Source organism: Pantoea allii (genome assembly GCF_046529425.1).
Classification (GTDB): Bacteria; Pseudomonadota; Gammaproteobacteria; order Enterobacterales; family Enterobacteriaceae; genus Pantoea; species Pantoea allii.
Map to the genome: position 1 here is coordinate 840,858 of NZ_CP125958.1, position 26,192 is coordinate 867,049.

Annotated in this window: 22 protein-coding genes, 1 tRNA gene and 4 pseudogenes; 17 read left to right on the forward strand and 10 right to left on the reverse strand. The window is 51.3% G+C overall.

Annotation, left to right across the window (positions count from 1 at the left end):
- Positions 1-8 precede the first annotated feature (8 nt).
- Positions 9-2,372: a glycoside hydrolase family 31 protein gene (locus tag QNH99_RS04140; RefSeq protein WP_283355121.1), complete on the forward strand. Its 2,364-nt coding sequence runs from the start codon at positions 9-11 to the stop codon at positions 2,370-2,372.
- A gap of 70 nt (positions 2,373-2,442) precedes the next feature.
- Here the strand turns inward: QNH99_RS04140 and ftnA are convergent, their stop codons facing one another.
- Entirely contained in the window at positions 2,443-2,949 is a 507-nt protein-coding gene (ftnA, locus tag QNH99_RS04145; protein ID WP_063880901.1) for a non-heme ferritin, read from the reverse strand.
- 444 nt (positions 2,950-3,393) lie between these two features.
- Between ftnA and QNH99_RS04150 the strand changes: the two genes are divergently transcribed.
- From QNH99_RS04150 to mrdA, 11 genes are all read left to right on the forward strand, one after another.
- On the forward strand, positions 3,394-3,993 hold the full coding sequence (locus QNH99_RS04150) for a pentapeptide repeat-containing protein (protein WP_410517333.1): 600 nt from the start codon (positions 3,394-3,396) through the stop codon (positions 3,991-3,993).
- Positions 3,994-4,348: 355 nt separating this feature from the next.
- A complete protein-coding gene (prfC, locus tag QNH99_RS04155) occupies positions 4,349-5,935 on the forward strand; it encodes a peptide chain release factor 3 (RefSeq protein ID WP_063881256.1) in 1,587 nt (528 codons plus the stop codon).
- 256 nt (positions 5,936-6,191) lie between these two features.
- A complete protein-coding gene (gene osmY / locus QNH99_RS04160) occupies positions 6,192-6,806 on the forward strand; it encodes a molecular chaperone OsmY (RefSeq protein WP_063880899.1) in 615 nt (204 codons plus the stop codon).
- A 99-nt stretch (positions 6,807-6,905) separates the two neighbouring features.
- Positions 6,906-7,067 (forward strand): DUF1328 domain-containing protein, encoded by a 162-nt coding sequence (locus QNH99_RS04165; RefSeq protein ID WP_003848537.1) that lies wholly within the window; start codon positions 6,906-6,908, stop codon positions 7,065-7,067.
- A gap of 240 nt (positions 7,068-7,307) precedes the next feature.
- Positions 7,308-8,357 (forward strand): patatin-like phospholipase family protein, encoded by a 1,050-nt coding sequence (locus tag QNH99_RS04170; protein WP_063880898.1) that lies wholly within the window; start codon positions 7,308-7,310, stop codon positions 8,355-8,357.
- Positions 8,354-9,127 (forward strand): TatD family hydrolase, encoded by a 774-nt coding sequence (locus QNH99_RS04175; protein ID WP_410517334.1) that lies wholly within the window; start codon positions 8,354-8,356, stop codon positions 9,125-9,127. The genes QNH99_RS04170 and QNH99_RS04175 overlap by 4 nt, the downstream gene beginning before the upstream one ends.
- 232 nt (positions 9,128-9,359) lie before the next feature.
- Positions 9,360-10,139, forward strand: coding sequence for a deoxyribose-phosphate aldolase (gene deoC, locus QNH99_RS04180; RefSeq protein WP_410517335.1), 780 nt, complete (start codon positions 9,360-9,362; stop codon positions 10,137-10,139).
- A 59-nt stretch (positions 10,140-10,198) separates the two neighbouring features.
- Positions 10,199-11,527, forward strand: a complete 1,329-nt coding sequence (gene deoA / locus QNH99_RS04185; protein ID WP_410517336.1) for a thymidine phosphorylase — start codon at positions 10,199-10,201, stop codon at positions 11,525-11,527.
- Between the two features lie 94 nt (positions 11,528-11,621).
- Positions 11,622-12,845, forward strand: a complete 1,224-nt coding sequence (gene deoB, locus QNH99_RS04190) for a phosphopentomutase (RefSeq protein ID WP_063880894.1) — start codon at positions 11,622-11,624, stop codon at positions 12,843-12,845.
- A 33-nt stretch (positions 12,846-12,878) separates the two neighbouring features.
- Positions 12,879-13,592 (forward strand): purine-nucleoside phosphorylase, encoded by a 714-nt coding sequence (gene deoD, locus QNH99_RS04195; protein ID WP_063880893.1) that lies wholly within the window; start codon positions 12,879-12,881, stop codon positions 13,590-13,592.
- A 217-nt stretch (positions 13,593-13,809) separates the two neighbouring features.
- Complete coding sequence (gene mrdA / locus QNH99_RS04200) at positions 13,810-15,693, forward strand: penicillin-binding protein 2 (RefSeq protein WP_410517337.1); 1,884 nt, start codon at positions 13,810-13,812, stop codon at positions 15,691-15,693.
- On the opposite strand, the gene QNH99_RS04205 is transcribed toward mrdA, so the two are convergent.
- From QNH99_RS04205 to QNH99_RS04220, 4 genes are read right to left on the reverse strand one after another with little or no spacing between them, the layout of a single operon-like run.
- The gene (locus QNH99_RS04205; protein WP_063880891.1) at positions 15,690-16,400 is read right to left on the reverse strand and encodes a GGDEF domain-containing protein; all 711 of its coding nucleotides are present in this window, start codon (positions 16,398-16,400) and stop codon (positions 15,690-15,692) included. The two genes, mrdA and QNH99_RS04205, sit on opposite strands and share 4 nt — an antisense overlap.
- The gene (locus QNH99_RS04210) at positions 16,397-16,801 is read right to left on the reverse strand and encodes a DUF1987 domain-containing protein (RefSeq protein ID WP_096011839.1); all 405 of its coding nucleotides are present in this window, start codon (positions 16,799-16,801) and stop codon (positions 16,397-16,399) included. The genes QNH99_RS04205 and QNH99_RS04210 overlap by 4 nt, the downstream gene beginning before the upstream one ends.
- Positions 16,794-17,360, reverse strand: a complete 567-nt coding sequence (locus tag QNH99_RS04215; RefSeq protein ID WP_063881255.1) for a SiaB family protein kinase — start codon at positions 17,358-17,360, stop codon at positions 16,794-16,796. Before QNH99_RS04215 ends, QNH99_RS04210 begins: the two co-directional genes overlap by 8 nt.
- 16 nt (positions 17,361-17,376) lie before the next feature.
- Entirely contained in the window at positions 17,377-18,606 is a 1,230-nt protein-coding gene (locus QNH99_RS04220; protein WP_145395004.1) for a SpoIIE family protein phosphatase, read from the reverse strand.
- A gap of 294 nt (positions 18,607-18,900) precedes the next feature.
- Here QNH99_RS04220 and QNH99_RS04225 point away from each other — a divergent pair.
- A tRNA-Phe gene (locus tag QNH99_RS04225) sits at positions 18,901-18,976 on the forward strand.
- Positions 18,977-19,272: 296 nt separating this feature from the next.
- The gene (locus tag QNH99_RS04230) at positions 19,273-19,599 is read left to right on the forward strand and encodes a hypothetical protein (protein WP_410517338.1); all 327 of its coding nucleotides are present in this window, start codon (positions 19,273-19,275) and stop codon (positions 19,597-19,599) included.
- 177 nt (positions 19,600-19,776) lie between these two features.
- Here the strand turns inward: QNH99_RS04230 and QNH99_RS04235 are convergent.
- Positions 19,777-19,890, reverse strand: a pseudogene (locus QNH99_RS04235) (IS3 family transposase); the annotation flags it as partial.
- Here QNH99_RS04235 and QNH99_RS04240 point away from each other — a divergent pair.
- Positions 19,890-20,187 (forward strand): annotated as a pseudogene (locus tag QNH99_RS04240) (integrase core domain-containing protein); the annotation flags it as partial. The pseudogenes QNH99_RS04235 and QNH99_RS04240 overlap by 1 nt on opposite strands.
- 175 nt (positions 20,188-20,362) lie before the next feature.
- On the opposite strand, the gene QNH99_RS04245 reads toward QNH99_RS04240, so the two are convergent.
- The 3 genes and pseudogenes from QNH99_RS04245 to QNH99_RS04255 form a co-directional block, all read right to left on the reverse strand.
- The gene (locus tag QNH99_RS04245; RefSeq protein ID WP_283378962.1) at positions 20,363-21,040 is read right to left on the reverse strand and encodes a DNA-methyltransferase; all 678 of its coding nucleotides are present in this window, start codon (positions 21,038-21,040) and stop codon (positions 20,363-20,365) included.
- A 766-nt stretch (positions 21,041-21,806) separates the two neighbouring features.
- A pseudogene (locus QNH99_RS04250) lies at positions 21,807-22,835 on the reverse strand (IS3 family transposase).
- A gap of 383 nt (positions 22,836-23,218) precedes the next feature.
- Positions 23,219-24,339 (reverse strand): IS3 family transposase gene (locus QNH99_RS04255; RefSeq protein WP_109718365.1). Its coding sequence is split into 2 segments (ribosomal slippage): positions 23,219-24,081 and positions 24,081-24,339, totalling 1,122 coding nucleotides; the frame shifts between segments, so codons are not numbered across the junction.
- A 37-nt stretch (positions 24,340-24,376) separates the two neighbouring features.
- On the opposite strand from QNH99_RS04255, the pseudogene QNH99_RS04260 reads away from it, so the two are divergent.
- Positions 24,377-24,631 (forward strand): annotated as a pseudogene (locus QNH99_RS04260) (integrase domain-containing protein); the annotation flags it as partial.
- Here the strand turns inward: QNH99_RS04260 and QNH99_RS04265 are convergent.
- Positions 24,628-25,506, reverse strand: a complete 879-nt coding sequence (locus QNH99_RS04265; RefSeq protein ID WP_283378964.1) for a DUF6615 family protein — start codon at positions 25,504-25,506, stop codon at positions 24,628-24,630. The pseudogene QNH99_RS04260 and the gene QNH99_RS04265 sit on opposite strands and share 4 nt — an antisense overlap.
- A gap of 146 nt (positions 25,507-25,652) precedes the next feature.
- Here QNH99_RS04265 and QNH99_RS04270 point away from each other — a divergent pair, with 146 nt between their 5' ends.
- Entirely contained in the window at positions 25,653-26,078 is a 426-nt protein-coding gene (locus QNH99_RS04270) for a hypothetical protein (protein WP_283378965.1), read from the forward strand.
- The last annotated feature ends 114 nt before the right edge of the window (positions 26,079-26,192 follow it).

Sequence of the window (26,192 nt, forward strand, 5' to 3'; positions counted from 1 at the left end):
GTAACCTGATGAAAACGCTTAAGACATGGACGCTTCATCACCAGGCGGCGAATTTCGTCGAACTGAAAGTCGAGCAACGTCACTTTTTACGTATTTACGTATTAGAAAATGGCCTGATGCGCGTGCTGCTGAAACGCGACGGGGAGCTGGCGCTCAACCGCACCTGGAGCATTGCTCCCCAGGAGGATGTGCCATGGGAGGGACGCGATCGCGAATCGCTGGAAGGCTTTACACTGCCCGCTTTTACCGTTGAGCAGGAGGCGCAGCAAATCCGTCTGGCCACTGACCGGCTGCGCGTCACCGTGCATTATCCGCTGTGCCTCAGCTGGGAACATTTTGACGGCACTGGCTGGCAACCGCTGGCGGTCGATCGCCATACCGGGGCTTACCTGCTGAACATGCATGGCGATGGTGTGGAACATTATCAGCGCCGCCAGCCGCAGGATCGGGTTTACGGCCTGGGTGAAAAAAGTGGCGACCTCAACCGGGTTAACCGTCGTTATGAGATGCGTAACCTGGACGCCATGGGCTATAACGCGGCCAGTACCGATCCGCTCTACAAGCATATTCCCTTCACGCTGACCCAGCGTGACGGCGTCAGCTTTGGCCTGTTTTACGATAACCTCAGCAGCAGCTGGCTGGATCTGGGCAATGAGTTAGATAATTACCATTTGCCTTATCGTCGCTACCGTGCGGAGGCGGGCGATCTGGATTACTACATGATGCTGGGTCCGACGCTGCTGGACGTCACTAAAGCCTTTGTTCGCCTTACCGGTCGTACCCTGTTTCAGCCGAAGTGGAGCCTGGGCTATAGCGGATCCACCATGCACTACACGGATGCGCCTGATGCGCAGCAGCAACTCTTGTCCTTTATCCAGCTGTGCCGTGAGCATGAAATTCCCTGCGATTCGTTTCAGCTGTCGTCGGGTTACACCTCCATTAACAACAAGCGCTACGTGTTTAACTGGAACTACGACAAGGTGCCGAACCCGGAGGGGATGAGTGCTTCTTTCCATCAGGCCGGGATGAAGCTGGCAGCCAATATCAAGCCTTGTCTGCTGCAGGATCATCCACGTTACAAAGAAGTGGCGGACCAGGGACTGTTTATCCGTGATTCGGAACATGACCGGCCTGAACGCTCGGTGTTCTGGGATGACGAAGGCTCGCATCTGGATTTTACCCATCCACAAACCGTGGCGTGGTGGCAGCAAAACGTCACTGAGCAGTTGCTGAAAAAAGGCATCGATTCAACCTGGAACGACAATAACGAATATGAAGTCTGGGATGGCGAAGCGCGCTGCTATGGCTTTGGTCAGCCCATCGCCATCAAGCATATTCGTCCGGTGATGCCGCTACTGATGATGCGGGCCTCGATGGAAGCTCAGCAGCGCTTTGCCCCAGACAAGCGGCCGTATCTGATCTCGCGCTCTGGCTGTGCAGGGATGCAGCGCTATGTGCAGACCTGGAGCGGCGACAACCGGACAAACTGGCAAACCCTGCGCTACAACATCCGCATGGGATTAGGGATGAGCCTGTCAGGCCTGTTTAACGTGGGGCACGATGTGGGCGGTTTTGCCGGGGATAAACCCGATCCGGAGCTGTTTGTACGCTGGGTGCAGAATGGCGTGATGCATCCACGGTTTACCATTCACTCCTGGAATGACGATCATACGGTGAACGAGCCCTGGATGTATCCGGAAGCGACACCGATGATCCGCGAGGCGATCCGCCTGCGTTATCGTCTGATGCCCTATCTGTATACGCTTGCCTGGCAGGCCAGCGAGCAGGATGAACCCATGCTGCGGCCGACCTTCCTCGATCATGAGGACGATCCCCGTACGTACGACGAGTGCGATGATTTTATGCTGGGACGCGATCTGCTGGTGGCCAGCGTGGTGGAGCAGGGCGCACGCCAGCGCCAGGTTTATCTGCCGGAAAATACCCACGGCTGGTATGACTGGCACACCGGCAACTGGCTGGCGGGCGGACAAACCGTGACGCTGGATGCGCCGCTGGATCGGTTGCCGTTGCTGGTCCGTGCCGGGGCCGCACTCCCACTGGGACAGTGCGAAACCACCACCGATGCGCAACGTGATAACGTGCGTGAGCTGCAGATTTGGCCTGCGCCGGGCGATGCCACCACCCAGGGTGAGGTGTTCGATGACGACGGCGAAACCCACGGTTGGCAGAAAGGCAATGCGTTATGGTTGAACTGGTCTTTAACCAGTAGCGCGTCACGGCTGGATCTGACCATTGAAAAGCGCGGCGATTATCTGCCGGCGTGGCGTGAGATAGCGATTATGTTGCCGCCGGGTGAGCAGCGTCCGCTGTGGATCAACGGTGAAAGGACGTCATGTTATCGGCTGGCGTAAGCGATAGCGCATCAGGCTGTCGTCATCCGCAATATTGATAACCGGCCCACCTGCGTGGGCCGGTTTATGTTCAGGCTGAGTGGTTTTCGGTGCTCATGCGTCCAAGGTCTTTATCGACCAGGAACAGACCGTTACCGCTGTCGCCCACCATCGCCAGTTTATCCAGCACGGTTTTAAACAGTTTCTCTTCTTCATGCTGTTCTGCAACATACCACTGCAGGAAGTTGAAGGTTGAATAGTCCTGCGTCGTCATGGCAGAGTGCGCCAGTTCATTGATTTTGCTGGTGATCAGCTTTTCGTGATCCAGCGCCTGAATCAACACTTCGTTCAGCGAATTGTAAGCAACGGGCGGTGCAGCAATGCTGCCCAGCACCGGCATACCACCTGTATCACTCAGATAGTCGAACAGGCGCTGCATGTGTTGCATCTCTTCACGCGAATGCATTTTCAGGAAGGACGCTGCGCCCTCGTAGCCTTTATCGCTGCACCACGCACTCATTTGTAAATAGAGATTGGCGGAGAAGAATTCCAGGTTCAGCTGGTCGTTTAAACGTCCAGTCATTTCAGCAGTCAGCATGGCCGCGTCCTTTTGATTGTCATTAAATTAGTGGTGAATTATGCAACAGTCTGGTAACGAATGGGAAGCCTTTTGTTGAAAAAGTTGCAATTTATCTGATTGATTTAAAAAGAATTATTTCAACTGTTGAATGCGAGCGATTATCATTGTGGTCTGCTTTTCGCGCGGTCAATTTTCTCCCTGAATGTTAACCTGGCGGGGCGTGCGGCGATCCTCTGCGATGTTGCGGAGGGCTGAGGCGCAGTCTGTATGCGGCCTGGGGAGGCGACAGAGGAAAATCAGGTACGCGATCGGACCGCGCGTTTTTTTGCCCGCCACGCTGAACAGACATGTTCGATGACGGTTCATGAGGCAAAATGTGAAGGGTGATCGTCAGAAGGTTCCGCTGCGAAAAAATCGCATAAGCTTTTGGTAAAATGCCACCATTAACCGATAAGGGTGAATATGCAACGTATCGACAGTCACGCTGAATTTTATGATACCCATTTTTCAAAAGAGGATTTCACCGGTCTGACCATCGCTGAAACCCATTTTGAAGACTGCGACTTTAGTAACGTCAACTTCACCTCTGCGCAGTTTACCGCCTGTAAGTTCATTAACTGCACTTTCAGGCACTGTAATCTGAGCCTGTTGGATGCGCCGAATACCCGCTTTTATGGCCTGCAGTTCACGGAGTGCAAGCTGACCGGCATCGACTGGACAAAAGCCTACTGGCCTGATTTTCATCTGGATCATGAGCTGTATTTTGTGAACTGCATGCTGACCAGCGCATCCTTTTATGGTCTTAAGCTTCAGGGGCTAAAAATGGAGGCGTGCAGAGTGGCGGAGGTTGACTTCAGAGAGTGCGATCTGACTGGCGCAACGTTCAGCGGATCGGAGCTGACAGGCAGCTTATTCAATCACACGCTGTTGCGGGGCGCCGATTTTACCGACGCATGGAATTACAGCATTGATGTCTTAAACAATACGGTCACTAAAGCCAAATTTTCGCGCCTTGAGGCGGTGTCTCTGCTGGAAAGCTTAGGGATTGAATTGGTGGATTAACCGGCACCGGGCCGCAGTGACGTGGGGGTTTTCACTTTCACAGCCGCGGCTGGCGGCGGGATGACTGCGCCACGCGCCTGGGCCGCCGCATCCGTGCTAAGCCTCGCTGAGCGGTATTTCAGGCCGACGTGACTTTCTCTTCGGTACGCTGTAGGCCATTAGCACAAAATATTGTATGCTATGCCGCCTTAAAGTTGACCAGGTAACCGGAAGCACGCCAATGTAACTTTGCGCTCACCCCGCGACGACATAAAGTCGCATTTGGCACCGTTTACCTGCCGGTAAGGTTCTGCCGGCCACCGTGATTTATCTGCTGCGCCTGTTAGTGCGTGGCTACGTTGAGAAGAATTCACTCATGTCTAATCCCTTTTTAGAAGAGGTGGCACGCCGCCGCACCTTCGCAATTATCTCGCACCCGGATGCCGGTAAAACCACCATTACCGAAAAAGTCCTGCTGTTCGGACAGGCGATTCAGACCGCCGGAACGGTAAAAGGCCGTGGCTCTAACCAGCATGCTAAGTCTGACTGGATGGAGATGGAAAAGCAGCGTGGTATTTCGATTACGACGTCGGTTATGCAGTTTCCCTATCGTGACAGCCTGGTAAACCTGCTGGATACGCCGGGGCACGAAGACTTTTCTGAAGATACCTACCGTACGCTGACTGCCGTTGACTGCTGTCTGATGGTGATCGATGCGGCAAAAGGCGTTGAAGATCGTACCCGCAAGCTGATGGAAGTCACCCGTCTGCGTGATACGCCCATCCTCACCTTTATGAACAAACTCGACCGTGACATCCGCGATCCGATGGAAGTGCTGGATGAAGTGGAAAGCGAGTTAAAAATTGCCTGTGCGCCCATCACCTGGCCGATAGGCTGCGGTAAGTTGTTTAAAGGGGTTTATCACCTTTATAAAGATGAAACCTATCTCTATCAGACCGGTAAAGGGCACACCATTCAGGAAGTCCGTACCGTCAAAGGCCTGGATAACCCGGAACTCGACGCGGCGGTAGGCGAAGAGCTGGCCGCTCAGTTGCGTGACGAGCTGGAGCTGGTGCAGGGTGCTTCAAACGAATTTGATGAAGAGGCATTTCTTAGCGGTCAGCTCTCTCCGGTGTTCTTTGGAACCGCGCTGGGTAACTTCGGCGTAGATCATATGCTGGATGGCTTGGTGGCGTGGGCGCCACGTCCCATGCCGCGCGATACCGATACCCGCAAGGTTGAAGCCAAAGAAGAGAAATTCACCGGCTTCGTGTTTAAGATTCAGGCCAACATGGACCCTAAACACCGTGACCGGGTGGCGTTTATGCGCGTGGTTTCCGGCCGCTATGAAAAAGGCATGAAGCTGCGCCAGGTGCGCACCGGCAAAGACGTGGTGATTTCTGATGCCCTGACCTTTATGGCAGGCGACCGTTCGCATGTGGAAGAAGCCTATCCGGGCGATATCATCGGCCTGCACAACCACGGCACCATTCAGATTGGCGACACCTTTACTCAGGGTGAGAACATGAAGTTCACCGGGATTCCGAACTTCGCCCCAGAACTGTTCCGCCGTATCCGCCTGCGCGATCCGTTGAAGCAAAAGCAGCTGCTGAAAGGGCTGGTACAGCTGTCGGAAGAGGGCGCGGTGCAGGTGTTCCGCCCGGTGCATAACAATGACCTGATTGTGGGCGCCGTGGGTGTACTGCAGTTTGACGTGGTCGTTGCGCGTCTGAAAAGCGAGTACAACGTTGAAGCCATCTATGAGGCGATTAACGTCTCTACGGCGCGTTGGGTCGAGTGCAGTGACGCCAAAAAATTTGAAGATTTCCAGCGTAAAAACGAGGTTAACCTCGCGCTGGATGGCGGGGATAACCTGACCTATATCGCGCCGACGATGGTGAATCTGAACATTACGCAGGAACGCTATCCTGATGTGACGTTCCGCAAAACCCGCGAGCATTAATCCGCGCCTGCAGGGCCATTCCAGCGCGGGATGGCCCTGTTTTAACCGATACAGAACCCTCCTAAAACACGCTTTTTCCTCGCTTTTGACGCACGATCAACCAGTTACCCAAGCAAATCTCTAAATCCCGACTATGATTACTTCATCGGACGGTTAAAGAGACTTATTTCTCCCTGCGTCCAGTGCCGCAGCAGCACTGTTTGCTGCTCTTGCGCCCACAGTTTTGGGCGAGTTAACAGATAGAAGGATGATATCGATGCACACAACGAAGATTACTAAAACATTGATGGCTGCGATGATCGGTACTGCTCTGCTGAGCGGAAGCGCATTTGCAGAGGAATCCGCGTCTCAGAAAGCGTCACAGACGGCTGACAGCGCCGGTTCTAAAATCGACAGCTCAATGAAATCAGTGGGCGGCTTTATGGATGACAGCGCCGTGACCGCCAAAGCGAAAGCGGCCCTGGTTGATGACGACTCCATCAAAAGCACCGACATTTCTGTCAAAACCCATAAAGGCGTGGTGACGCTGAGCGGTTTTGTCACCTCACAAGACCAGGCTGAAAAAGCCGTGGCCGTGGTGAAAAAAGTGGAAGGCGTGAAATCCGTCAGCGACAAACTGCATGTGAAAGACGCAAAAAACCAGTCAATGAAAGGTTATGCCGGTGACGCTGCTACAACCAGCGAAATTAAAGCTAAGCTATTAGCTGATGACATGGTTCCTTCACGTAACGTGAAAGTTGAAACCACCGATGGTGTGGTTCAGCTCTCAGGTGAAGTGGCGAACCAGGCACAGTCTGACCGTGCTGAGAGCATCGCTAAAGCTATCGAAGGCGTAAAAAGTGTTAAAAATGACCTGAAGGTCAAGTCTTAACACGACCCGGTGCGGCTTCCTCGCGAGGCCGCGCTGATAAAAATACCCATCGTTGGGATGAAACAAGCAGTTCAATATTAAATGGTGAAGGAGAGGCTTATGTTTCGTTGGGGCATTATTTTTCTGGTGATTGCACTGATCGCTGCTGCATTAGGTTTTGGTGGCCTGGCCGGTACCGCAGCCTGGGCCGCTAAAGTGGTCTTCGTGGTGGGTATTATTCTGTTCCTCATCAGCTTGTTCACTGGCCGTAAAAAGCTATAGCGATGATCCAGACAGTTTAATGCTGGCGTAGCCAGTATTAAACGGAGACCAGTTATTTGTAGCGAATGTTATTGTGAAGCAAAGGATGCTTCATATTCGCAACGATGTGTTAAACGGCGCAACGTCAATAGCACAATTTATGGACACCATAGCTGGTTCTCCGTGCTAGTATCGACCCACAATTCTACTCCCTGCATTCCCTACATTTGTCTATCGGGAACCCAATCTGAGGTCGGTACATTGGGTATACGTATTCCCGTGACGCTGGGGGCGATTGAACCCCTTGCTCTCACACCTTTTAAAGCCAGGAAAATCGCCTTAGTCTGCGAGGGCGGCGGTCAACGCGGCATCTTTACCGCTGGCGTTTTAGATGAGTTTCAGCGGGCTAAATTCAACCCCTTCCAGTTACTGCTTGGCACCTCAGCCGGGGCACAGAACCTGTCTGCCTTTGTGTGTGCACAGCCGGGCTACGCACGTCGGGTCATTACGCGCTATACCACCAGCAAGCTGTTTTTCGATCCGCTACGTTTCTTACGCGGGGGCAATCTTATTGACCTCGACTGGTTGATCGATATTACCCGAAGTGAATTTCCCCTGGCGATGAGCAGTGCCGAAACGCTGTTTGCGAACGGGCGCGAATTCTATATGTGTGCCTGTCGCAGTGATGACTATGCGCCCAGTTATTTTGCGCCCACCAGTGATAACTGGCTGGAAATTATTAAAGCTTCCAGTGCGATTCCGGGCTTTTATCGGCTGGGCGTGGATCTGGAAGGAATAAGCTATCTGGATGGCGGCGTCAGTGACGCGATTCCCGTCCGGGAGGCCGCAAAACGCGGCGCGGATACCATTGTGGTGATCCGCACCGTGCCCTCGCAGATGTTTGACACGCCGCGCTGGATGACGCGCATGGAGCGCTGGTTCAACGGCAGTGCGCTGCAGCCGATGATCAATATCCTGCATCATCACGAGCAGAGCTACCGTGAAACCCAGCAGTTTATTGAGAAGCCACCGGGTGATTTACGCATCATCGAAATCTTCCCGCCGCGCGCCTTAGCCAGTAACGCGCTGGGCAGCCGGGTCGCTTCGCTCAATCAGGACTACCATCTTGGACGTCGCTGTGGCCGCTATTTTATGGCCACGCTTGGCCAGTGGCTGAGCGATGCCGAACCCGCAACCGGGCTGGATATCGTGTTGCCATCAGCGCCGGTGGCGAATGAACCGGAGCGCGCGGCGGTGATCACGCCGTTGGCAGGCAACGATGATGCCTACAGTAAAGGTTCGCTGGCATGAGGTTTGTGGATACCCACTGCCACTTTGATTTTCCGCCGTTCGTGGATGAGGTCGACGCCAGTCTGCGCCAGGCCGCGAACGCGGGCGTTGAAAAAATTATTGTGCCGTCGGTAGAGGCCGGGCGCTTTGACCTGGTTTGCCAGTTAGCCCGCGAGCATCAGGCCCTTTATGCTGCCCTGGGGCTGCATCCGATTGTGATTGAACATCATAAAGAGCCGCACCTTGCTGAGCTTGAAAGGTTGCTGCAACAGCGGCCCGCTAAACTGGTCGCCCTCGGTGAAATCGGTCTGGATCGTTATCGTGAAGAGCCCCATTTTGATCAGCAGACATATTTTCTGGATGCGCAGCTGAAGCTGGCGAAACGTTACGATCTGCCGGTGATCCTGCACTCGCGCCGCACGCACGATCAACTGGCGTTGCATCTGCGCCGTCACGATCTTCCGCGCCGCGGCGTCGTGCACGGTTTTGCCGGTAGCCTGCAACAGGCACAGGCGTTTATCAAACTCGGCTATGCGATTGGCGTGGGCGGCACCATTACCTATCCCCGTGCCAGTAAAACCCGGCAGACCATTGCGCAGCTACCGCTCTCCTCGCTGTTGCTGGAGACCGATGCACCGGATATGCCCCTCAACGGTTTTCAGGGACAGCCTAACCGGCCAGAGCGTGCCTTTCAGGTGTGGCAGGTGTTGTGTGAACTGCGTGACGAATCGCCCGAGACGATCGCCGATGCGCTATGGCATAACAGCCACAGCCTTTTTCTTCTTCCGTAATCCCGCCGGTTTACCCCTTTCTCACCAAAATGTTATAATAGTAACATTCTCAGTGCTGGCTTATACTGGGTTGACTCGGCCGGATAGCGTGCATTAATCCACTTTCTTGTTAGATGTTGCAGTTGTTTCATACTTTGATGTGACGTATGGCACATATTACCCGGCCCCGAATTGTTACTATTATCACATGCAAGGGTGATTCAACGATTCACCCCATGTTCTGGAGATCGCTATGACCGATATCAAACAGCAGGCCCTGCGCGCGCTGAAACTGATGGATTTAACCACCCTGAATGAAGATGACACCGATGAGAAAGTGATTGCACTGTGTCATCAGGCTAAATCCCCGGCGGGCAATACCGCAGCCGTCTGCATTTATCCGCGTTTTATTCCCATTGCCCGTAAAACACTGCGTGAGCAGGGAACCCCGGATGTGCGTATTGCCACCGTGACCAACTTCCCCCACGGCAATGACGACATTGAGATTGCGCTGGCCGAAACCCGTGCGGCTATCGCTTACGGTGCCGACGAAGTGGACGTGGTTTTCCCGTACCGCGCGCTGATGGCGGGCAATGCTCAGGTGGGTTTTGATTTGGTGAAGGCGTGTAAAACCGTCTGCGCCGACGCCAGTGTTCTGCTGAAAGTAATTATCGAAACCGGCGAGCTGAAGCAGGAAGCGCTGATTCGTCAGGCCTCAGAAATTGCCATTGACGCCGGGGCTGACTTTATCAAAACCTCAACCGGTAAAGTGGCGGTAAACGCGACGCCAGAGGTGGCGCAGATCATGATGAGCGTGATCCGCGATAAAGGCGTTAAAGCGCATGTCGGTTTTAAACCTGCCGGTGGTGTGCGCACGGCGGAAGATGCCGCCATCTATCTGCAACTGGCAGAAGATACGCTGGGCGCTGACTGGGCTGATGCGCGCCACTTCCGTTTTGGTGCCTCCAGTCTGTTGGCAAGCCTGCTGAACACGCTTGGACACAGCAGCGATACTCGTCAGTCAGGCTACTGATATCTCTGGGCGGCATCCGGCCGCCTTTTCTCCTCTTTCCCTGACGTAAGGGGGCAACTTTGTACCTCGCACAAGAAATCATTCGAAAAAAACGTGACGGCCACGCGCTGAGTGAAGACGAGATTCGTTTCTTCATTAACGGCGTGCGCGATAACAGCGTTTCCGAAGGACAAATTGCCGCACTGGCAATGACCATTTATTTTCACGATATGTCGCTAGCCGAACGGGTGGCGCTGACGATGGCGATGCGTGACTCAGGCACCGTGCTGAACTGGAAATCCCTGAACCTCAACGGGCCGGTGGTCGACAAGCACTCCACGGGCGGCGTCGGCGATGTCACGTCGCTGATGCTGGGGCCGATGGTGGCCGCCTGTGGCGGTTATATCCCGATGATCTCAGGTCGCGGGCTGGGGCACACCGGCGGCACCTTAGATAAGCTCGAAGCGATTCCTGGTTTTGATATTTTCCCCAGTGATGACCACTTCCGCCAGACCATTAAACAGGTTGGCGTGGCGATTATCGGCCAGACCAACTCTCTGGCGCCGGCGGACAAACGGTTTTATGCCACACGTGATATCACGGCCACCGTGGATTCCATTCCGCTGATCACCGCCTCGATCCTGGCGAAAAAGCTGGCCGAGGGCCTGGATGCATTGGTGATGGATGTCAAAGTCGGCTCAGGGGCATTTATGCCGACCTATGAGGCGTCTGAAAACCTGGCGCAGGCCATTGTCGGCGTGGCCAATGGCGCGTGCTGCCGAACCACGGCGCTGTTAACGGATATGAATCAGGTGCTGGCCTCCACAGCCGGTAACGCGCTGGAAGTGCGTGAAGCGGTGCGCTTCTTAACCGGTGCGCAGCGTAACCCGCGACTGCTGGAAGTGACGCTGGCGCTGTGCAGCGAAATGCTGATCTCCGGCAAACTGGCAGAAAATGATGCTGAGGCACGCGAAAAATTAATGACGGTGCTGGATAACGGCAAGGCCGCAGAGGTGTTTGCCCGCATGGTGGCGGCGCAAAACGGCCCGAGCGATTTTGTTGAGCGCTACGACAGCTATTTACCTGCGCCGACGATGAGCAAAGCGGTTTATGCCGACAGCGCGGGCTGTGTTACCCATATGGATACCCGCGCGCTGGGCATGGCGGTGGTAGCGATGGGCGGTGGACGCCAGCGCGCCAGCGATGCCATTGATTACAGCGTCGGGTTGAGCGACATGATTACCCTGGGTGAACAGGTGGATGCCTCCCGTCCGTTAGCCGTTATTCATGCCAGCAGCGAAGCGCACTGGCAGCAGGCCGCTGCCGCCGTAAAAGCGGCCATCACGCTGGGTGAAAGCGCGCCAGCAGCCACGCCCGTCGTGTATCGCCGGGTGACTGAGGTGGGTTAACGCGGATAGCGACTGTATACCGCACAGGATTCGGGTATACTGATCTGATCGCTTTTTTTTGACTTGTCGCGCGCTTTTGGCGCAGGAGACTGGCATGAAACGTGCTTTTATTATGGTGCTGGATTCCTTTGGAATCGGTGCCAGCAAAGATGCCGATAAATTCGGTGATGCAGGTTCAGATACGTTAGGTCATATCGCAGAAGCCTGTTTTAACGGTCAGGCAGATAAAGGTCGTAAAGGGCCGCTGCACTTACCGAATCTGACCGCGCTGGGGCTGGGCAAAGCGGCAGCGCTTTCAACCGGGCGTTTTCCGCCGGGACTGGACCCTGAGGCTAAGATCACGGGCGCTTATGCTTACGCCCGTGAACTGTCATCTGGCAAAGATACGCCGTCAGGCCACTGGGAAATCGCTGGTGTGCCTGTGCTGTTTGACTGGGGTTACTTCAGTGATAAGCAGAACAGCTTCCCGCAGGAACTGCTGGACAAACTGGTGGAACGCGCCGGTTTACCGGGCTATCTCGGTAACTGTCACTCATCGGGTACGGTGATCCTCGACCAGTTGGGCGAAGAGCACATGGCTTCCGGTAAGCCGATTTTCTACACCTCGGCGGACTCGGTATTCCAGATCGCCTGCCACGAAGAAACCTTCGGGCTGGAGCGGCTGTATGAACTGTGTGAAATCGCCCGCGAAGAGCTGACCGAAGGCGGCTATAACATTGGCCGGGTGATTGCCCGTCCGTTTGTGGGTGACAAAGCAGGCAGCTTTGAGCGCACAGGCAACCGCCACGATTTGGCCGTTGAGCCACCATCGCCGACCATGCTGAAAAAGCTGGTGGACGAAAAGGGCGGTCATGTGATTTCCGTCGGTAAAATTGCCGATATTTATGCCGAGCAGGGCATCACGAAAAAAGTGAAAGCCACCGGGCTGGACGCGCTGTTTGATGCGACCATTCAGGAAATGAAGACTGCGCCGGATCAGGCAATTGTGTTCACCAACTTTGTCGACTTTGATTCCACCTGGGGCCATCGCCGCGACGTTGCGGGTTACGCGGGCGGGCTGGAGCTGTTCGATCGCCGTTTGCCAGAGCTCATGGAATGGGTCAAAGAGGATGATATTTTGATCCTCACGGCAGATCACGGTTGCGATCCGACCTGGCAGGGCACCGAACATACGCGCGAGCACATCCCGATCTTAATTTACGGACCGAAGGTTGAGCCGGGATCGCTGGGCTATCGTGAAACCTTTGCCGATATCGGCCAGACGATCGCGCACTATTTTGACCTGTCCCCCATGGACTACGGCAAGAACATGCTGTAAAAACAGCGAAATTTTTAAAAAGGATAGAGAATTATGGCAACTCCTCACATTAATGCAGAAATGGGTGATTTCGCAGACGTCGTACTGATGCCGGGCGATCCGCTGCGTGCGAAGCACATTGCAGAAACCTTTCTGGAAAATGCCGTTGAGGTGAATAACGTGCGCGGCATGCTGGGTTATACCGGCACCTACAAAGGCCGCAAAATCTCGGTAATGGGCCACGGTATGGGTATTCCCTCCTGCTCCATCTATACGAAAGAGCTGATCACCGAGTTTGGCGTGAAGAAAATTATCCGTGTGGGTTCCTGTGGTGCCGTGCGTGCCGATGTGAAACTGCGTGATATCGTTATCGGCATGGGCGCGTCTACCGACTCGAAAGTCAACCGTATGCGCTTCAAAGATCACGATTTTGCCGCGATTGCGGACTTCGATATGGTACGTAACGCCGTTGATGCGGCTAAAAATCTGGGCGTCGACGCGCGCGTAGGGAATATCTTCTCTGCCGACCTGTTCTACACGCCCGATCCGCAGATGTTTGACGTAATGGAGAAGTACGGCATTCTCGGCGTTGAAATGGAAGCTGCAGGCATTTACGGCGTAGCCGCCGAGTTTGGTGCGAAAGCGCTGACTATCTGCACCGTGTCGGATCATATCCGTACCCATGAGCAGACCACTGCGGCAGAACGTCAGACAACCTTTAATGACATGATCAAGATTGCGCTGGAATCAGTACTGCTGGGTGATTAAACCCCGACGTCATTAATGTCATCCTTAACCCGGCAGCGCGCTGTTGCCGGGTTAACGCGTCAGAAAATTTACGCTTCCCGTTCTTTTCGCAACATTCTCATCAAATGACACACTTTTCATCAGGCTTGTGCATCTTGGCACTGGCAAGGATCGCTTATGTCACTATCATGAAGACGAACAATAAATAACAATATGCCAGACTGAAAATACCTGCCTGATGAATTTCCGAAATTTCGACGCTGAAGAGAAGTTATTTGTACGCCGTGCCGTGATGGCATTTGTGCTGGTCTGCATCTGCTTCACCATTCTTGGTTTAAACCTGTATCGCCTGCAGGTACGCGATCACAGCTATTACCAGACACGTTCAAATCAAAACGACATCAAGATGATCCCTATCGCGCCCACGCGCGGGCTGATTTTTGACCGTAACGGCATTCCGCTGGTGCGCAACGTAACCTGGTACGACATCACCATCACCCCGTATAAAGTGGATGATATGAAAGACGTGCTGCGCCAGCTCACGCCGCTTATCGATCTGACCCCGGACGATATAGAACGTTTTCAGCACGATCTTCACCAGAGCAGCCGCTATAAGCCGGTTATCCTCAAAGAGGAACTCACCGACGAAGAGGTGGCGCGCTTTTCGGTAAACCAGTTTCGCTTTACCGGCGTCAGCATTGATACCTATCAGGACAGAGAATATCCCTATGGGGCCGATCTGGCACATGTCATCGGCTACGTTTCTAAAATCAATGACAACGACTACAAACGGCTGAATGCAGAAGGTATTGCAGAAAACTACGCGGCTGACCACAACATCGGTAAACAGGGGATTGAAGGCTATTATGAATCTCTGCTGCACGGTAAGCCGGGTTATCAGGAAGTGGAAGTGGATAACCATGGGCGCATTGTCCGGGTGCTGAAAGAAGTGCCCCCGGTGGCGGGTAAGAACATCACCCTGACGCTGGACCTGCATCTGCAGCAGTATATTGAAAGCCTGCTGGCCGGGCAGCGTGCCGCGTTGCTGGTGGAGGACCCTCACGACGGCTCCGTGCTGGCCATGGTTTCCAGCCCCAGCTACGATCCTAATCCGTTTGTGAAAGGCATCAGCTACAAGGCCTACAAAACGCTGCTGCAGGATAAAAATCTGCCGCTGATCAACCGTGTCACGCAGGGCCTTTATCCCCCGGCTTCCACCGTAAAACCCTATATGGCGATGTCTGCGCTGTTAACCCATGTGATTACCCCGCAAACCACCTTTTTTGGTGGGCCGACATGGACCTTACCGGGCACCGATCGTCGCTATCGTGACTGGAAAAAAAGCGGGCACGGCACGCTCGATGTCACCAAAGCTATCGAAGAGTCTGCCGACACCTTCTTCTATCAGGTGGCCTTTATGATGGGCATCGATCGTATTCACACCATGCTCAGCAAATTCGGTTACGGTCAGCCCACGGGCATCGACCTGAACGAAGAGTACAGCGGGCTGCTACCGAGCCGCGACTGGAAAATGAAAGTGCATAAAAAGCCGTGGTATCAGGGCGATACGGTGTCGGTGGGGATTGGGCAGGGCTACTGGATTGCCACCCCGATACAGATGGTGAAAGCGCTGGTGACGTTAATTAATAATGGCCGGGTGATTGCGCCGCATCTGCTGGAAAAATCGCAGCGCGGCACCAGCGTTCAGCTCTATCAGGCTAAACTGCCCCAGGCGCAGGTTGGCGATCCGCATTCACCGTACTGGTCACTGGTGCGACATGCCATGTTTGGCATGGCCAACGCATCGAACGGGACAGGCTATAAATATTTCCATACTGCGCCCTACGGCATTGCAGCGAAAAGCGGGACATCACAGGTATTTAGCCTGAAAGAAAACCAGACCTATAACGCCAAAATGATTCCGGTACGGCTGCGCGACCATACGTTTTACACTGCCTTCGCGCCCTTCAACGATCCCAAAGTGGCGGTGGCCCTGATTCTGGAAAACGGCGGAGGTGAAGGCGTGGTTGCCGCGCCGGTCATGCGCCAGCTGCTTGACCATATCTTCCTGCCGCCGACCACCACACCGCCGGTCGAGGTGGTACAACATCGGGCAGGCTAGCGGAAGAATACCCGATTACGCCCGTGCTTTTTGGCATCGTAGAGCGCCGCATCGGCATGGGTGTAAAGCGTTTCAAACCGGGTGCCCGCCGCGCCCCAGCTGACGCCGAGGCTGGCCGTGACCAGCCGCTCTGGCAGGGCATTAAGCGGCGAGGCGTTTAATGAGGCAAGAATGGCCCCGGCAACGATCACTGCATCACCCAGCCAGGTGTTGGGTAACATGATGGTGAACTCTTCACCGCCGATACGGCCGATGCTGGCCATGTCGGGCGTATTACGCTGAATGCGCTGCACCAGCTCGCAAATCACCTTATCTCCGACGGGATGCCCGTATTCATCATTGATGCGTTTAAAAAAGTCGATATCGAGGATGATTAAGGCCGCTGGTGTTTGATCCAGCGTGTCGCTGATGCGTTGAATAATGGCGCTGCGGTTCCAGACATTGGTCAGGGGATCGTGCGTGGCTTTGTACTCCAGCTCTGTTGCCAGCTCGTTAAGTTGTTCATTCACCCGGTTCAGCTCACGCTCTGCCCGATCGCTGCGCGAGATTAGCCGGTAGGTTTCCCGCATTAGCCGCTGGTAGTGGCTGTTAAGCTGCAGCAACGCCTGGCGATACTCTTCGGCGTGCAGGCTTTGCTGCGCCGCGATATGGCTGGCCTGATTGAGTGCCTGGGTTTCTTCCAGAAACAGCTCGTTAAGTTGCGTCATTGGCGCTGTTCCGCATGCAGCTTCACGGTTAACGCGGTGAAATCCAGCGACAGCTCCTCACCAAACTCTTCCGAAACGTCGTCTTCGGCATCATAGAACCAGTTGAGTATTATCGTGCAGCCGTTCTGCGCCAGCCTGTTGAACTGATCGAACAGCCCAAACAGCATCTTGGTGCTTGAGCTGTTGAAATAGCTCAGGTCAATATTCACCTCTGCCGGTTGGCTGGCCTGCGGTTGCCAGCACTCCAGCGCACTTTGCAGTGGCCGGTAAAAGGCGGCGGCGTTCTCGGGCCAGGATTCTCCTTTCAGGGAGAATCGGTGGGCCGCAAAGTCAAACTCTACGGCGGGCGTACATTCAGTGGCGGTAAGTTGAATGGTTTGCATAAGGGTTTCTTCAGTCATGGCAGATTGTGGCCTTTAACCAAAAGGCAGAGAGCTCGCTGGCCTCCAGTGGCTGGAAACAATATTCCAGCGGTTCACTGACGTCGCGCGCCAGGGTAAGCAAGCCGATATTTGCGCCTTTGCTCCAGACCGGACTCTCAGCGCGTAACCGGTTTCGATAAGCTTGTTTAATTTCATCCGCATTCATCACCCGCAGCGAATCCAAGTCACCGCGCAGCTGATGAGTGGCGTCACTGGCGACCAGGTTAGCGCTTTCCAGATAGTAGCGACCATCATCGTAGCGCAGGCTCAATGAACCAAAGCGATACAGCTGATCGTTATGGCTCAGCGCCCGGCTGTCCTGAGAGTAACGTAAAATGTTTTGTGCAATCTCGACAAAGCTGGAGAACAGCCGCCGTCTGACCTTTTGCGACTGCTCATGGTTTTCCAGAAACAGTTTGACCACTTCACCCATTGCCGTGATGTTCTGGGGTGAAAAAAAGCCGGTGTACTGTAGTGCAATAAGGCCGGACTGCGATTCGGTATTGAAGGGCAGACCCCGTAGTGACTCGTTTTTCATTTTCTTCCCGGTGCGGTCAATAGCGAAAGCCAAACCAGGTGACGTCATCGCGTCGCGCCTGGTTACCTTGCCAGCTTAAATAATCTTGCTGAAACGCCAGTGATAACTGCGGCATGGGCAACTGCTGATAACGCATCAGCAGAGACTGGATGCGCTTATTACCAAACATGATATTGCGCTCGCCACCCGGCTGGTCGGTGACGCCATCTGTCAGCACAAACAGCATGTCGCCACGGTTAAACGCTAAGCTCTGCTCAGGCCAGTGATAGTCTTCTGGCGTATCGGTATAGCCCACGCCGACGCGATCCTGACTGAGCGAGGTAATTTCTTTACTGATGTGGCTGAGCATAAACGCCTGGGTTCGGGCGCTGGCCCAGCGCAGCTGATGCCGCTCGGTATCGACCGATATCACGATGGCATCGCAGCCGTCGTTAGAGAGTGACGTTTGCTGAGAGGCATTCAGCTGGCCGAGCGTTTGTTTGATATGGTGGTTAAGGGCATGCAGGATGCTGGCCGGGGCCTGGAGATCGGCTTCGCGTAGCGCGTTTTCCAGCGCAGACTGCAAAATCACCGTCATAAAGGCACCGGGAATCCCATGACCTGTGCAGTCGGCGATCACCGCCAGCCAGCCGCTGTCGTGACGGTGAAAGGCATAGTAATCTCCCCCCACACCGTCACGTGGTTGCCAGTACAAACACCAGTCGTCGAGCAGGGAAGCGATTAACTGGTTGGAGCGGTCCAGCATCGCGTCCTGAATCACCCGCGCATAATCAATGCTCTGTAAAATCTGCTGATGCTGGCGCGCCTGTAGATCGGAGACGCGGCGAATCAGATCGATCCCTAAACCAATGCCGATATAGTGCCCGTGCTCGGTCAGGATAAACCCATCGGCCACAGACTTATCGCCGTTAGCCACCACCTGCTGTGCGACGCTTTCCAGGGTATTTTCCACGTCAATCACCAGCGGGAACTTATCCATAAAGGCGATACAGCTTTTGCGGTCATAGAGTTCGGGGAAAAACGGGCGCGCCATCTGCGACAAAAAGATGTGGCGGTTAATCATGCCAAACGGCTTGCCGTTTTCAACCACGGGCAGGCCGATAAGATCTTTATGCTCGGCAAAGAGCGCCATCACGGCACGGTTATCCGTGTCGGGGCTGACAAAAGGAACATCAATGCAGAGCACCCGTGCGTCATAACGGCTTGAGGCGGAAATCACAGTATTCACAGAGGCGGGTAACTGCATGATGCGGCTCTTGATTGTCCAGGAATAATCTTAGAGTAATGAGCGCAGATGACGGATTTATGGCAAAAAAACGGTTGGGAAAAAGAGCGCGGATAAATCGTGGATAAAGCAAAATAGCAGCGAAAAATCGCCTGTCAGAGGGCGTTCGGCAGCGCGAAAATCCGGTGTCTTTTTGAGCGCATCGCTAAATTTTCGTCCGTGACTATCCGGGTTGATGGAAAACCCGTCAGTTGATTTCATTTTTGTGAAAAGCGTTTGACGCTGGGGCCTGCATAAGGTTTAATGCGCCCCGTTGCCCGAATAGCTCAGTCGGTAGAGCAGGGGATTGAAAATCCCCGTGTCCCTGGTTCGATTCCGGGTTCGGGCACCACAAATTTGAAACCCTCGCTTCGGCGGGGGTTTTTGCGTTGGGGGGGCTTTAAAGCTGTACTTCAGTGGGTGAGTGGGCTTGATTTAGGTGATGGTAAGGTTTTGGTTTCCGGGATTGGGTGATAGTCGAGATTTCTACGAAAGGATGCGCGGAGCAGACGGGCGGTGATAGCACTGATGAGCAATGCCTCCATCGCCGAGAGCAACAAGCAGGTTCGGCATAGATAAGCTCGTACTAAATTACAGAAATGCATTAATGGGGAGCACTAACCAAGTTTATTAAGGGAAAACTACATAATGAGACGTGTATTATTTTTAGGCATCTTTTATCCCGCTTTGGCATTTTCAAACACTCCCGGTTTTATGACACCCGAAGTTGAATGCCTCAATAACAATACGATTCCTTTCATAAGCACAACAACTCCAGCAAATAAAATCGTCGAAGATGCATACATTAAATGTAAGCCGGAACTGGATGCCTGGTCAAGATCTCGTGAAATGCTTCCTGAAGAAATGAGAGAAAGCCAATATAAAGAATTCCATGATTTTTATATAAGAATGATCGAGAAAAGACGGGCATATGGCGCTAAGAAACAGTGTAAATTGCTCAAAAAGCATAAGTAGGTTTTACAATTAACGGACCGGATCTTATTGGACTTACTAACTATTTAAAATAAATGGATGAATGTTAAATAGGAAATCCATGTAAAAATACATGTGATCCCTACTTTTATGCTAACTTAGTGTGATTGTATAAGTATTCCAGCTTCAGCTCCACGCACAGTTTTCAGGGGGAAGGTCAACCCGCTGCGGCGGGATATACAGGTCAATTTCGCTCGCCAGTGCTTCGCGGTTAAAATCATCCACCACGTTGAAGGTCCGAAATCGTCTGTCGCACACCAAAGCATCATGCATATCCGGCAACAATCAGAATAGATTAGGGAGCAGATTTTACCTGCCGCGCACGGGACCTGTGAGCCTTTGGACATAGCGTTGATCATCGACTTATTCGGCCGGATAAGCCTACATAAAAAGGTTTTGTCGAAAGCTTTTAATGTTCTATTTTGAGATGAGTACCAGAATGAGTACTGGTTCAGAGATATCGTTCACTACAGAAAAATTATTAACGAGTGGTGACAGGAATATAACGAGTGTAGACCTCAATGCTCACTCAATTATTTGAGGCGAGCTGAATTTGCAGCGGGCTGGTGAAATGGAACAAATGAAGTTAAACAAATCTATTTTATTAAGGGATGTTTGTGCTTAATATTGGTTGCAGCTCAAGCATTAAAATATTATGATTTAATAATCAGCCATAAATCATTAAGTTGAAGGGCCTCAGGATTTAAATGAGGCCACCCAAATTTATTCTATTTATGGGGATTAACTAATCACTCATAGACGAATTACTAATTGATAAACGTTGTTTGAAATAATCATGAGCAGAAGAAGATATATCCGTACCGAGAAAATCGCGGCCTAATTCAGATGCAGCAATTAATGCGGACCCTGATCCAAAGAAAGGATCGCATACTGACTCGCCTTGGAGGGTACTTTGTTCGATGAGGATTTTAATGAGATCAACTGGTTTTTCAGTCGGATAGCCTCGCATTACTCTCTTAGCTTCCAAAATATCTGGTATACCTAAGTTGTTGAGTTTCCTCTTACCCTTTTCAAAAAAAAGTACAAACTCATATTTAGCTCGGTAATGATAACCCATACCTATAGCCATTTTGTTCCAAACTATAGGCTTCCAAAATTTGAATCCGACTTCTTCAGCAATCGGCTTAAGATGGAACATGGTTTCTTGGTCGCAAAAAATATACAAATGACGATTTTGTTTAAGAACACGATACACTTCGGTTAAAAGTTCACTAAATCTACTATTTGGAAAGATTGAGAACCACTCATTACTTGAAGATTTACTAACTTTTAATCTGGTCGTCGTGCCAATTTTTCTATGCTTCTCAAGAGACTCGTATGGCGGGTCAGTAATAAAAAGGTCAACACTCCCAGAGGGGAGTGTCTTCAACCATTCTACTGCATCTAACTGATTTACATTCATTAAATTTTCACTGTATCGCACAATCTCTGTTTGGTGAGATCTACCTGCGATAATTGTCCTTTATCTAGCCCTCTACAGTCAACGCAATAGCTCTGAGCACCATCAGGATTATTAGGAGTAATCCGTCTATCTGTAGTTCCAAAGTCCTCAGGATAACGCCTGAAAACATGCTGGATTCCTTGGGTAGTGGAGCACAATGGGCAGCTTTTATGCTGGCCATCATCTGTCCAAATACCCCGATTAAGAGCTTTACCACAACAACTACATGCTGTCATTTGTAACTCCTTTACAAATCAGATAAGGATTATTTACTTGTTGTGCTGATCGTGATCAGTAACTTTATCTAATATTTACTTGAGTCAGTCAATACCCTTGAGAAAAAACATTCGAAGGTTAGAAAGTGGTTAAGTTTCTCGGTACATTAGGCCTGAGCGTGGTACATTTTTCATCGAAAATAAATTTTAAATAATTTAAAATCATATGCTTAATGGATTTTTAGTCGAGTCTCTAATTCAATTTTGGGTTAGGGCGCCACAAATTTTAGGCGCTCACTTAATCGGGGTTTTTACGTTTCAGGGACCTCTTAAAGTCATGTACGCATCCATATGGTCAATATCCGTTCTTAATTTCTAGTTAATATTGGTGTGGGGGCGTATTGAGCTTTCAGCTTTGTTTCGCAGACAGCAGTTTATCAGGAATGTACTGGCGAGGTTCATGGGGCTAAGGCCGTTTTTTAGGGCCTTGCCTAGCTGTAAGCACACCCGTTTTAGTTCCACGCACTTTTTGAGATTTCCGCGTTTTCGGCCATCAGCCTGTATTCTTCCGGCGTCAGGTTATTCAGAGATTCATGAGGTCGCTCGCTGTTATATTCCATCAGCCAGCGCTCTGTGATTTCCCGTACTTCGTTCAGGGTTCTGAACAGGTAAAAATCCAGTATTTCTGTCCGGTACGTCCGTTTAAACCGTTCGATGAAGGCATTCTGCGTCGGCTTTCCCGGCTTGATAAATTCCAGTAACACACCATGTTCTTCGGCCCACTGCGCCAGTGCCAGTGAGACCCGTTCTGGCCCGTTATCCATACGCATCTTTCGCCAGCGCTTCACGGTTAAAATCATCCACCACATTGAAGATCCGGAAGCGTCTGCCACACACCAGCGCATCATGCATAAATCTATCGACCAGCTCTGGTTAAGTGCTTCCGGCGTCGCCAGCGGAGCCGGATTGCGCACCGGCAGACGTTGCTTTCCCTTACGTCGAAAATTCAGTTTCAGCGGGCAGTAAATCCGGTGAACGCGTTTATGTTTCCACCTGTTGCCCTGACGGCGCAGCAACTGGAACAGTTTCTTAAAGCCGTATCGCGGATAACGCTCCGCCAGTTCAGTCAGCGCCTGGATCACAGGCTCATCGCGACAGGTATCGGGCTGGTAAAAATACACCGTCCTGCTCAGCGATAATGTCCTGCATGCCTGGCGTACGCTCATCGAAAACATCTCTTTCATATAGCTGACGAACTCACGCTTTACGCTGGTTTTAAAGCTTTTTTCAATGACGTCTTTTAACGCGCGATTTTCCAGACTCAGGTAGGCAAACATCTGTTTGAGACGGCGGTTTTCGTCCTCAAGATCCTTCATCTTTTTGATATCAGAGGCTTCCATGCCGCCATACTTCGCTTTCCAGTTATAGTATGAAGCCTCAGATATTCCGGCTTCGCGGCAGACATCTTTGACGGTACGTCCGGCTTCAACAGACTTCAGAACGGTGATGATCTGGTGCTCGGTAAATCGGGCTTTACGCATGGTGATCTCCTCAGGGACATAATCAGTATGTCGGAAGCTCTCTAGAAGTGAATGGTTCGTTTTGACGGGATACTTACACGGTGGCTAATGGATTAGGAAAACGGTGATGATTAAGATAGTAAAGTTAGTTAAAATCTAAAGGTCTTTAGTGGGATTAAGTAATATTAGTTTAGAGTTTGATTACGTTATCACTCAAGCTTTAAAATAATAAACCTGATAGGTTTGAAATAAAGACTGATACTTTTCATTTCTTATGGTTGGATGATATGATCAAATTATTTAAATTCAGCAAGATGGATATAAACAAAATTGCTAATCTTGCATCAAGTACACTTTGGTTTTCTGCACTTGAGGTGACCTGCCCCCAGTATTAGATACAACCATCAGTTAGTAATGTCGGTTTGTTTACCTTCACATTTTCCATTCCGCCACCGTGCTGCAAACTCTGATGGCGTCTGATAATTCAGTGCTGAATGCGGACGATACTCGTTATAATCCTGCCGCCAATCTTTAATGACTTTCCTGGCGTGAACGATATCGCTGAACCAGTGCTCATTCAGACATTCATCGCGAAATCGTCCGTTAAAGCTCTCGATAAATCCGTTCTGCGTTGGCTTGCCCGGCTGGATTAAGCGCAACTCAACACCATGCTCAAAAGCCCATTGATCCAGTGCGCGGCAGGTGAACTCCGGCCCCTGGTCAGTTCTTATCGCCGCCGGATAGCCTCGAAACAGCGCAATGCTGTCCAGAATGTGTGTCACCTGCACGCCTGAAATCCCAAAGGCAACAGTGACCGTCAGGCATTCCTTCGTGAAGTCGTCCACACAGGTCAGGCACTTGATCCTGCGACCGGTGGCGAGCGCGTCCATGACAAAATCCATCGACCAGGTCAGGTTGGGCGCCGCCGGGCGGAGCAGCGGCAGACGTTCTGTTGCCAGCCCTTTACGACGACGTCTGCGTTTAACGCCCAGCCCGTTCAGATGATAAAGGCGGTACACGCGCTTGTGATTAACCAGAAGCCCTTCACGGCGCAGTAACTGCCATATGCGGCGATAGCCAAAACGCCTGCGCTCCAGTGCCAGTTCAGTAATGCGCCCTGATAAATGGGCATCATCCGCCGGACGCTGAGCGTCATAGCGGCAGGTCGACAGGGACAAACCTGTGAGTCTGCAGGCACGACGTTGCGACAGACCGGTCGCACCACACATAAACTCAACGGCTTCCCGCTTCTGGTCTGTCGTCAGTACTTTCGCCCCAGAGCCACCTGGAGTGCCTCCTTATCCAGCATGGCTTCGGCAAGCAGCTTCTTGAGTCTGGCGTTCTCTTCTTCAAGCGACTTCAGGCGCTTAACCTCGGGCACCTCCATACCACCATACTTCTTACGCCAGGTATAAAAGGTGGCGTCGGAAATGGCGTGCTTGCGGCAGAGTTCACGGGCAGAAACCCCGGCTTCAGCTTCGCGGAGGATACTGATGATCTGTTGGTCGGAAAAACGCTTCTTCATGGGAATGTCCTCATGTGGCTTATGAAGACATTACTAACATCGCGGTGTATTAATCAACGGGGAGCAGGTCAGGCTAAGGAGCGCGATCGATCGCTACCGAAATGTGGCTAAGGATGCAGGGCTTTCAGGGAAAGAAGCGCCGCACAGTTTGAGGTATGCATATTTACGTGAAGCTACTGAGTGGCATATAGAATACGGCCTCAGCAGAAAAGAAGCGGAGGCTATGGTTTCAATGGATTTGAGGCATGGGGATGGAAGAGGAAGCTACATTAACAAGGTGTCTAATGTTTAACTATTACTTGCCATGAGCTTGTCTTCAATATCAATAATTACTATTCTACTTGGGCAATTAATAAACTGGTCTGTATGTTTTAGCGAAGGATTGAACTCACCATCACTATTTAAAATTTTCTCTTTAATATCCTCACCCTTGAAATAAGTGAAATTTTCAAGTGATTCCCCATGAAGACTGAGGAAGTTGACATAGTTTTGTTTAGATGCATAACTCAAAAAATTAGAAGATACCATCAACTGTAGGGTTCCATTTTTTGATGGCGGAGTTTGGGATGCTAATGGAACTCTTCTTCTCGATATGGTTATACAGCTCATTAAACATTTTAATGGGAACATGAACTTATTACTATGTAAACTTTCAAAATCCTTCCCTCCTCGAGTAGTAAACTTTGCCTTGATGTTATAGTAATTTGTAAAACTAATGCCTAGCAAATCTTCTTGAAACTCGTTTTTATTGCAGTGCCAATGTTTTTTTGGGTCAACTAGATTAGTGTGATTATAAAATACATAAATAGGGTAAGCTGTCTTTCTTTTACTATAGGCCTCTAATATTTTATGTTGATAAATGCCTGTTTTTCCTACCTTATGTTTAAAAGCGCTATAATGTCGACCATTCTTATCAATTTTTTTTGCTTGAGCAGCAATTCTCACCCATCCAGTAGAACGACAACCAATCCACCACTCCCAATCAGTTCCTTTTATTTTTTCAATATTCTTAGGGGTTTTAATTATTGATAATGAAGTATCTCCTGCAATGGCGAGTTTGAGTAATATACTATCACTAACGGTCTCTTCGCCTTGTAATATGTTAAATTTCTTACTTAACGACAAAGTTTTCCAAACATACTCTGATATCATTTCAAAAACTTCCATTTAGAGTTCCTTTTTATGACAATTGGACTTGAGATTTAGGGCATTACCTTTAATCTATCATGGAATAAAAAAACTTCACGGACCTTAAAGAAGCGCCATCTGGCGGTCCCCATACCCGTACAACTTTAGAACGGGTGCCATCTTGGATGGTCAAGGTTCTCTCATCACCTCGCCGCACGGCATGCTTTACCCACCCTAATGGGGATTTACTCCCATTAGCGAATAAATCCCTTTTTTCACATCTGGAGGATTTACCCATGGGCTATTGCCATTGCTACATACAACTAAAATCAGTTCCTGACGATCAGTGGTTACTGTTCAGCGTACAGCTATCAAACCTGTTTTTGATAATACAAAACCGGCATGTTCCCGGCTATAAGCAACCGTTGGTGCTTTGCACAAGTGATGGCCGTTATCCACTTTTGCAGCCAGCTGACTTGATAGTTCAAAGCGGCATTCGACAACCCGCTATCTCTTTTAACGGCGAAGAGAAGGAAGATCTTGAGTATGAAAGTTTCTTCCTTGGCCAACATTCGTCTGGTAGTGAATTCTGTAAGACATCGTTCAATTGATCACCAGACCGGTCCTATGACTTTATGGTGAAAACCACGCTACTGCGGGCACATAGATTTTGCATCGGCTGCTATGACATTTCATCGGATGGCACGCTTGCAGAATGGCTTGAT

Excerpts from the sequence above, each read along its gene's own strand:
- QNH99_RS04140 (WP_283355121.1), top strand. The coding sequence starts at position 9 with ATGAAAACGCTTAAGACATGGACGCTTCATCACCAGGCGGCGAATTTC.
- ftnA (WP_063880901.1), bottom strand. The coding sequence starts at position 2,949 with ATGCTGACTGCTGAAATGACTGGACGTTTAAACGACCAGCTGAACCTG.
- QNH99_RS04150 (WP_410517333.1), top strand. The coding sequence starts at position 3,394 with ATGCAACGTATCGACAGTCACGCTGAATTTTATGATACCCATTTTTCA.
- prfC (WP_063881256.1), top strand. The coding sequence starts at position 4,349 with ATGTCTAATCCCTTTTTAGAAGAGGTGGCACGCCGCCGCACCTTCGCA.
- osmY (WP_063880899.1), top strand. The coding sequence starts at position 6,192 with ATGCACACAACGAAGATTACTAAAACATTGATGGCTGCGATGATCGGT.
- QNH99_RS04165 (WP_003848537.1), top strand. The coding sequence starts at position 6,906 with ATGTTTCGTTGGGGCATTATTTTTCTGGTGATTGCACTGATCGCTGCT.
- QNH99_RS04175 (WP_410517334.1), top strand. The coding sequence starts at position 8,354 with ATGAGGTTTGTGGATACCCACTGCCACTTTGATTTTCCGCCGTTCGTG.
- deoC (WP_410517335.1), top strand. The coding sequence starts at position 9,360 with ATGACCGATATCAAACAGCAGGCCCTGCGCGCGCTGAAACTGATGGAT.
- deoB (WP_063880894.1), top strand. The coding sequence starts at position 11,622 with ATGAAACGTGCTTTTATTATGGTGCTGGATTCCTTTGGAATCGGTGCC.
- deoD (WP_063880893.1), top strand. The coding sequence starts at position 12,879 with ATGGCAACTCCTCACATTAATGCAGAAATGGGTGATTTCGCAGACGTC.
- mrdA (WP_410517337.1), top strand. The coding sequence starts at position 13,810 with ATGAATTTCCGAAATTTCGACGCTGAAGAGAAGTTATTTGTACGCCGT.
- QNH99_RS04205 (WP_063880891.1), bottom strand. The coding sequence starts at position 16,400 with ATGACGCAACTTAACGAGCTGTTTCTGGAAGAAACCCAGGCACTCAAT.
- QNH99_RS04210 (WP_096011839.1), bottom strand. The coding sequence starts at position 16,801 with ATGACTGAAGAAACCCTTATGCAAACCATTCAACTTACCGCCACTGAA.
- QNH99_RS04215 (WP_063881255.1), bottom strand. The coding sequence starts at position 17,360 with ATGAAAAACGAGTCACTACGGGGTCTGCCCTTCAATACCGAATCGCAG.
- QNH99_RS04220 (WP_145395004.1), bottom strand. The coding sequence starts at position 18,606 with ATGCAGTTACCCGCCTCTGTGAATACTGTGATTTCCGCCTCAAGCCGT.
- QNH99_RS04230 (WP_410517338.1), top strand. The coding sequence starts at position 19,273 with ATGAGACGTGTATTATTTTTAGGCATCTTTTATCCCGCTTTGGCATTT.
- QNH99_RS04245 (WP_283378962.1), bottom strand. The coding sequence starts at position 21,040 with ATGAATGTAAATCAGTTAGATGCAGTAGAATGGTTGAAGACACTCCCC.
- QNH99_RS04265 (WP_283378964.1), bottom strand. The coding sequence starts at position 25,506 with ATGGAAGTTTTTGAAATGATATCAGAGTATGTTTGGAAAACTTTGTCG.
- QNH99_RS04270 (WP_283378965.1), top strand. The coding sequence starts at position 25,653 with ATGGTCAAGGTTCTCTCATCACCTCGCCGCACGGCATGCTTTACCCAC.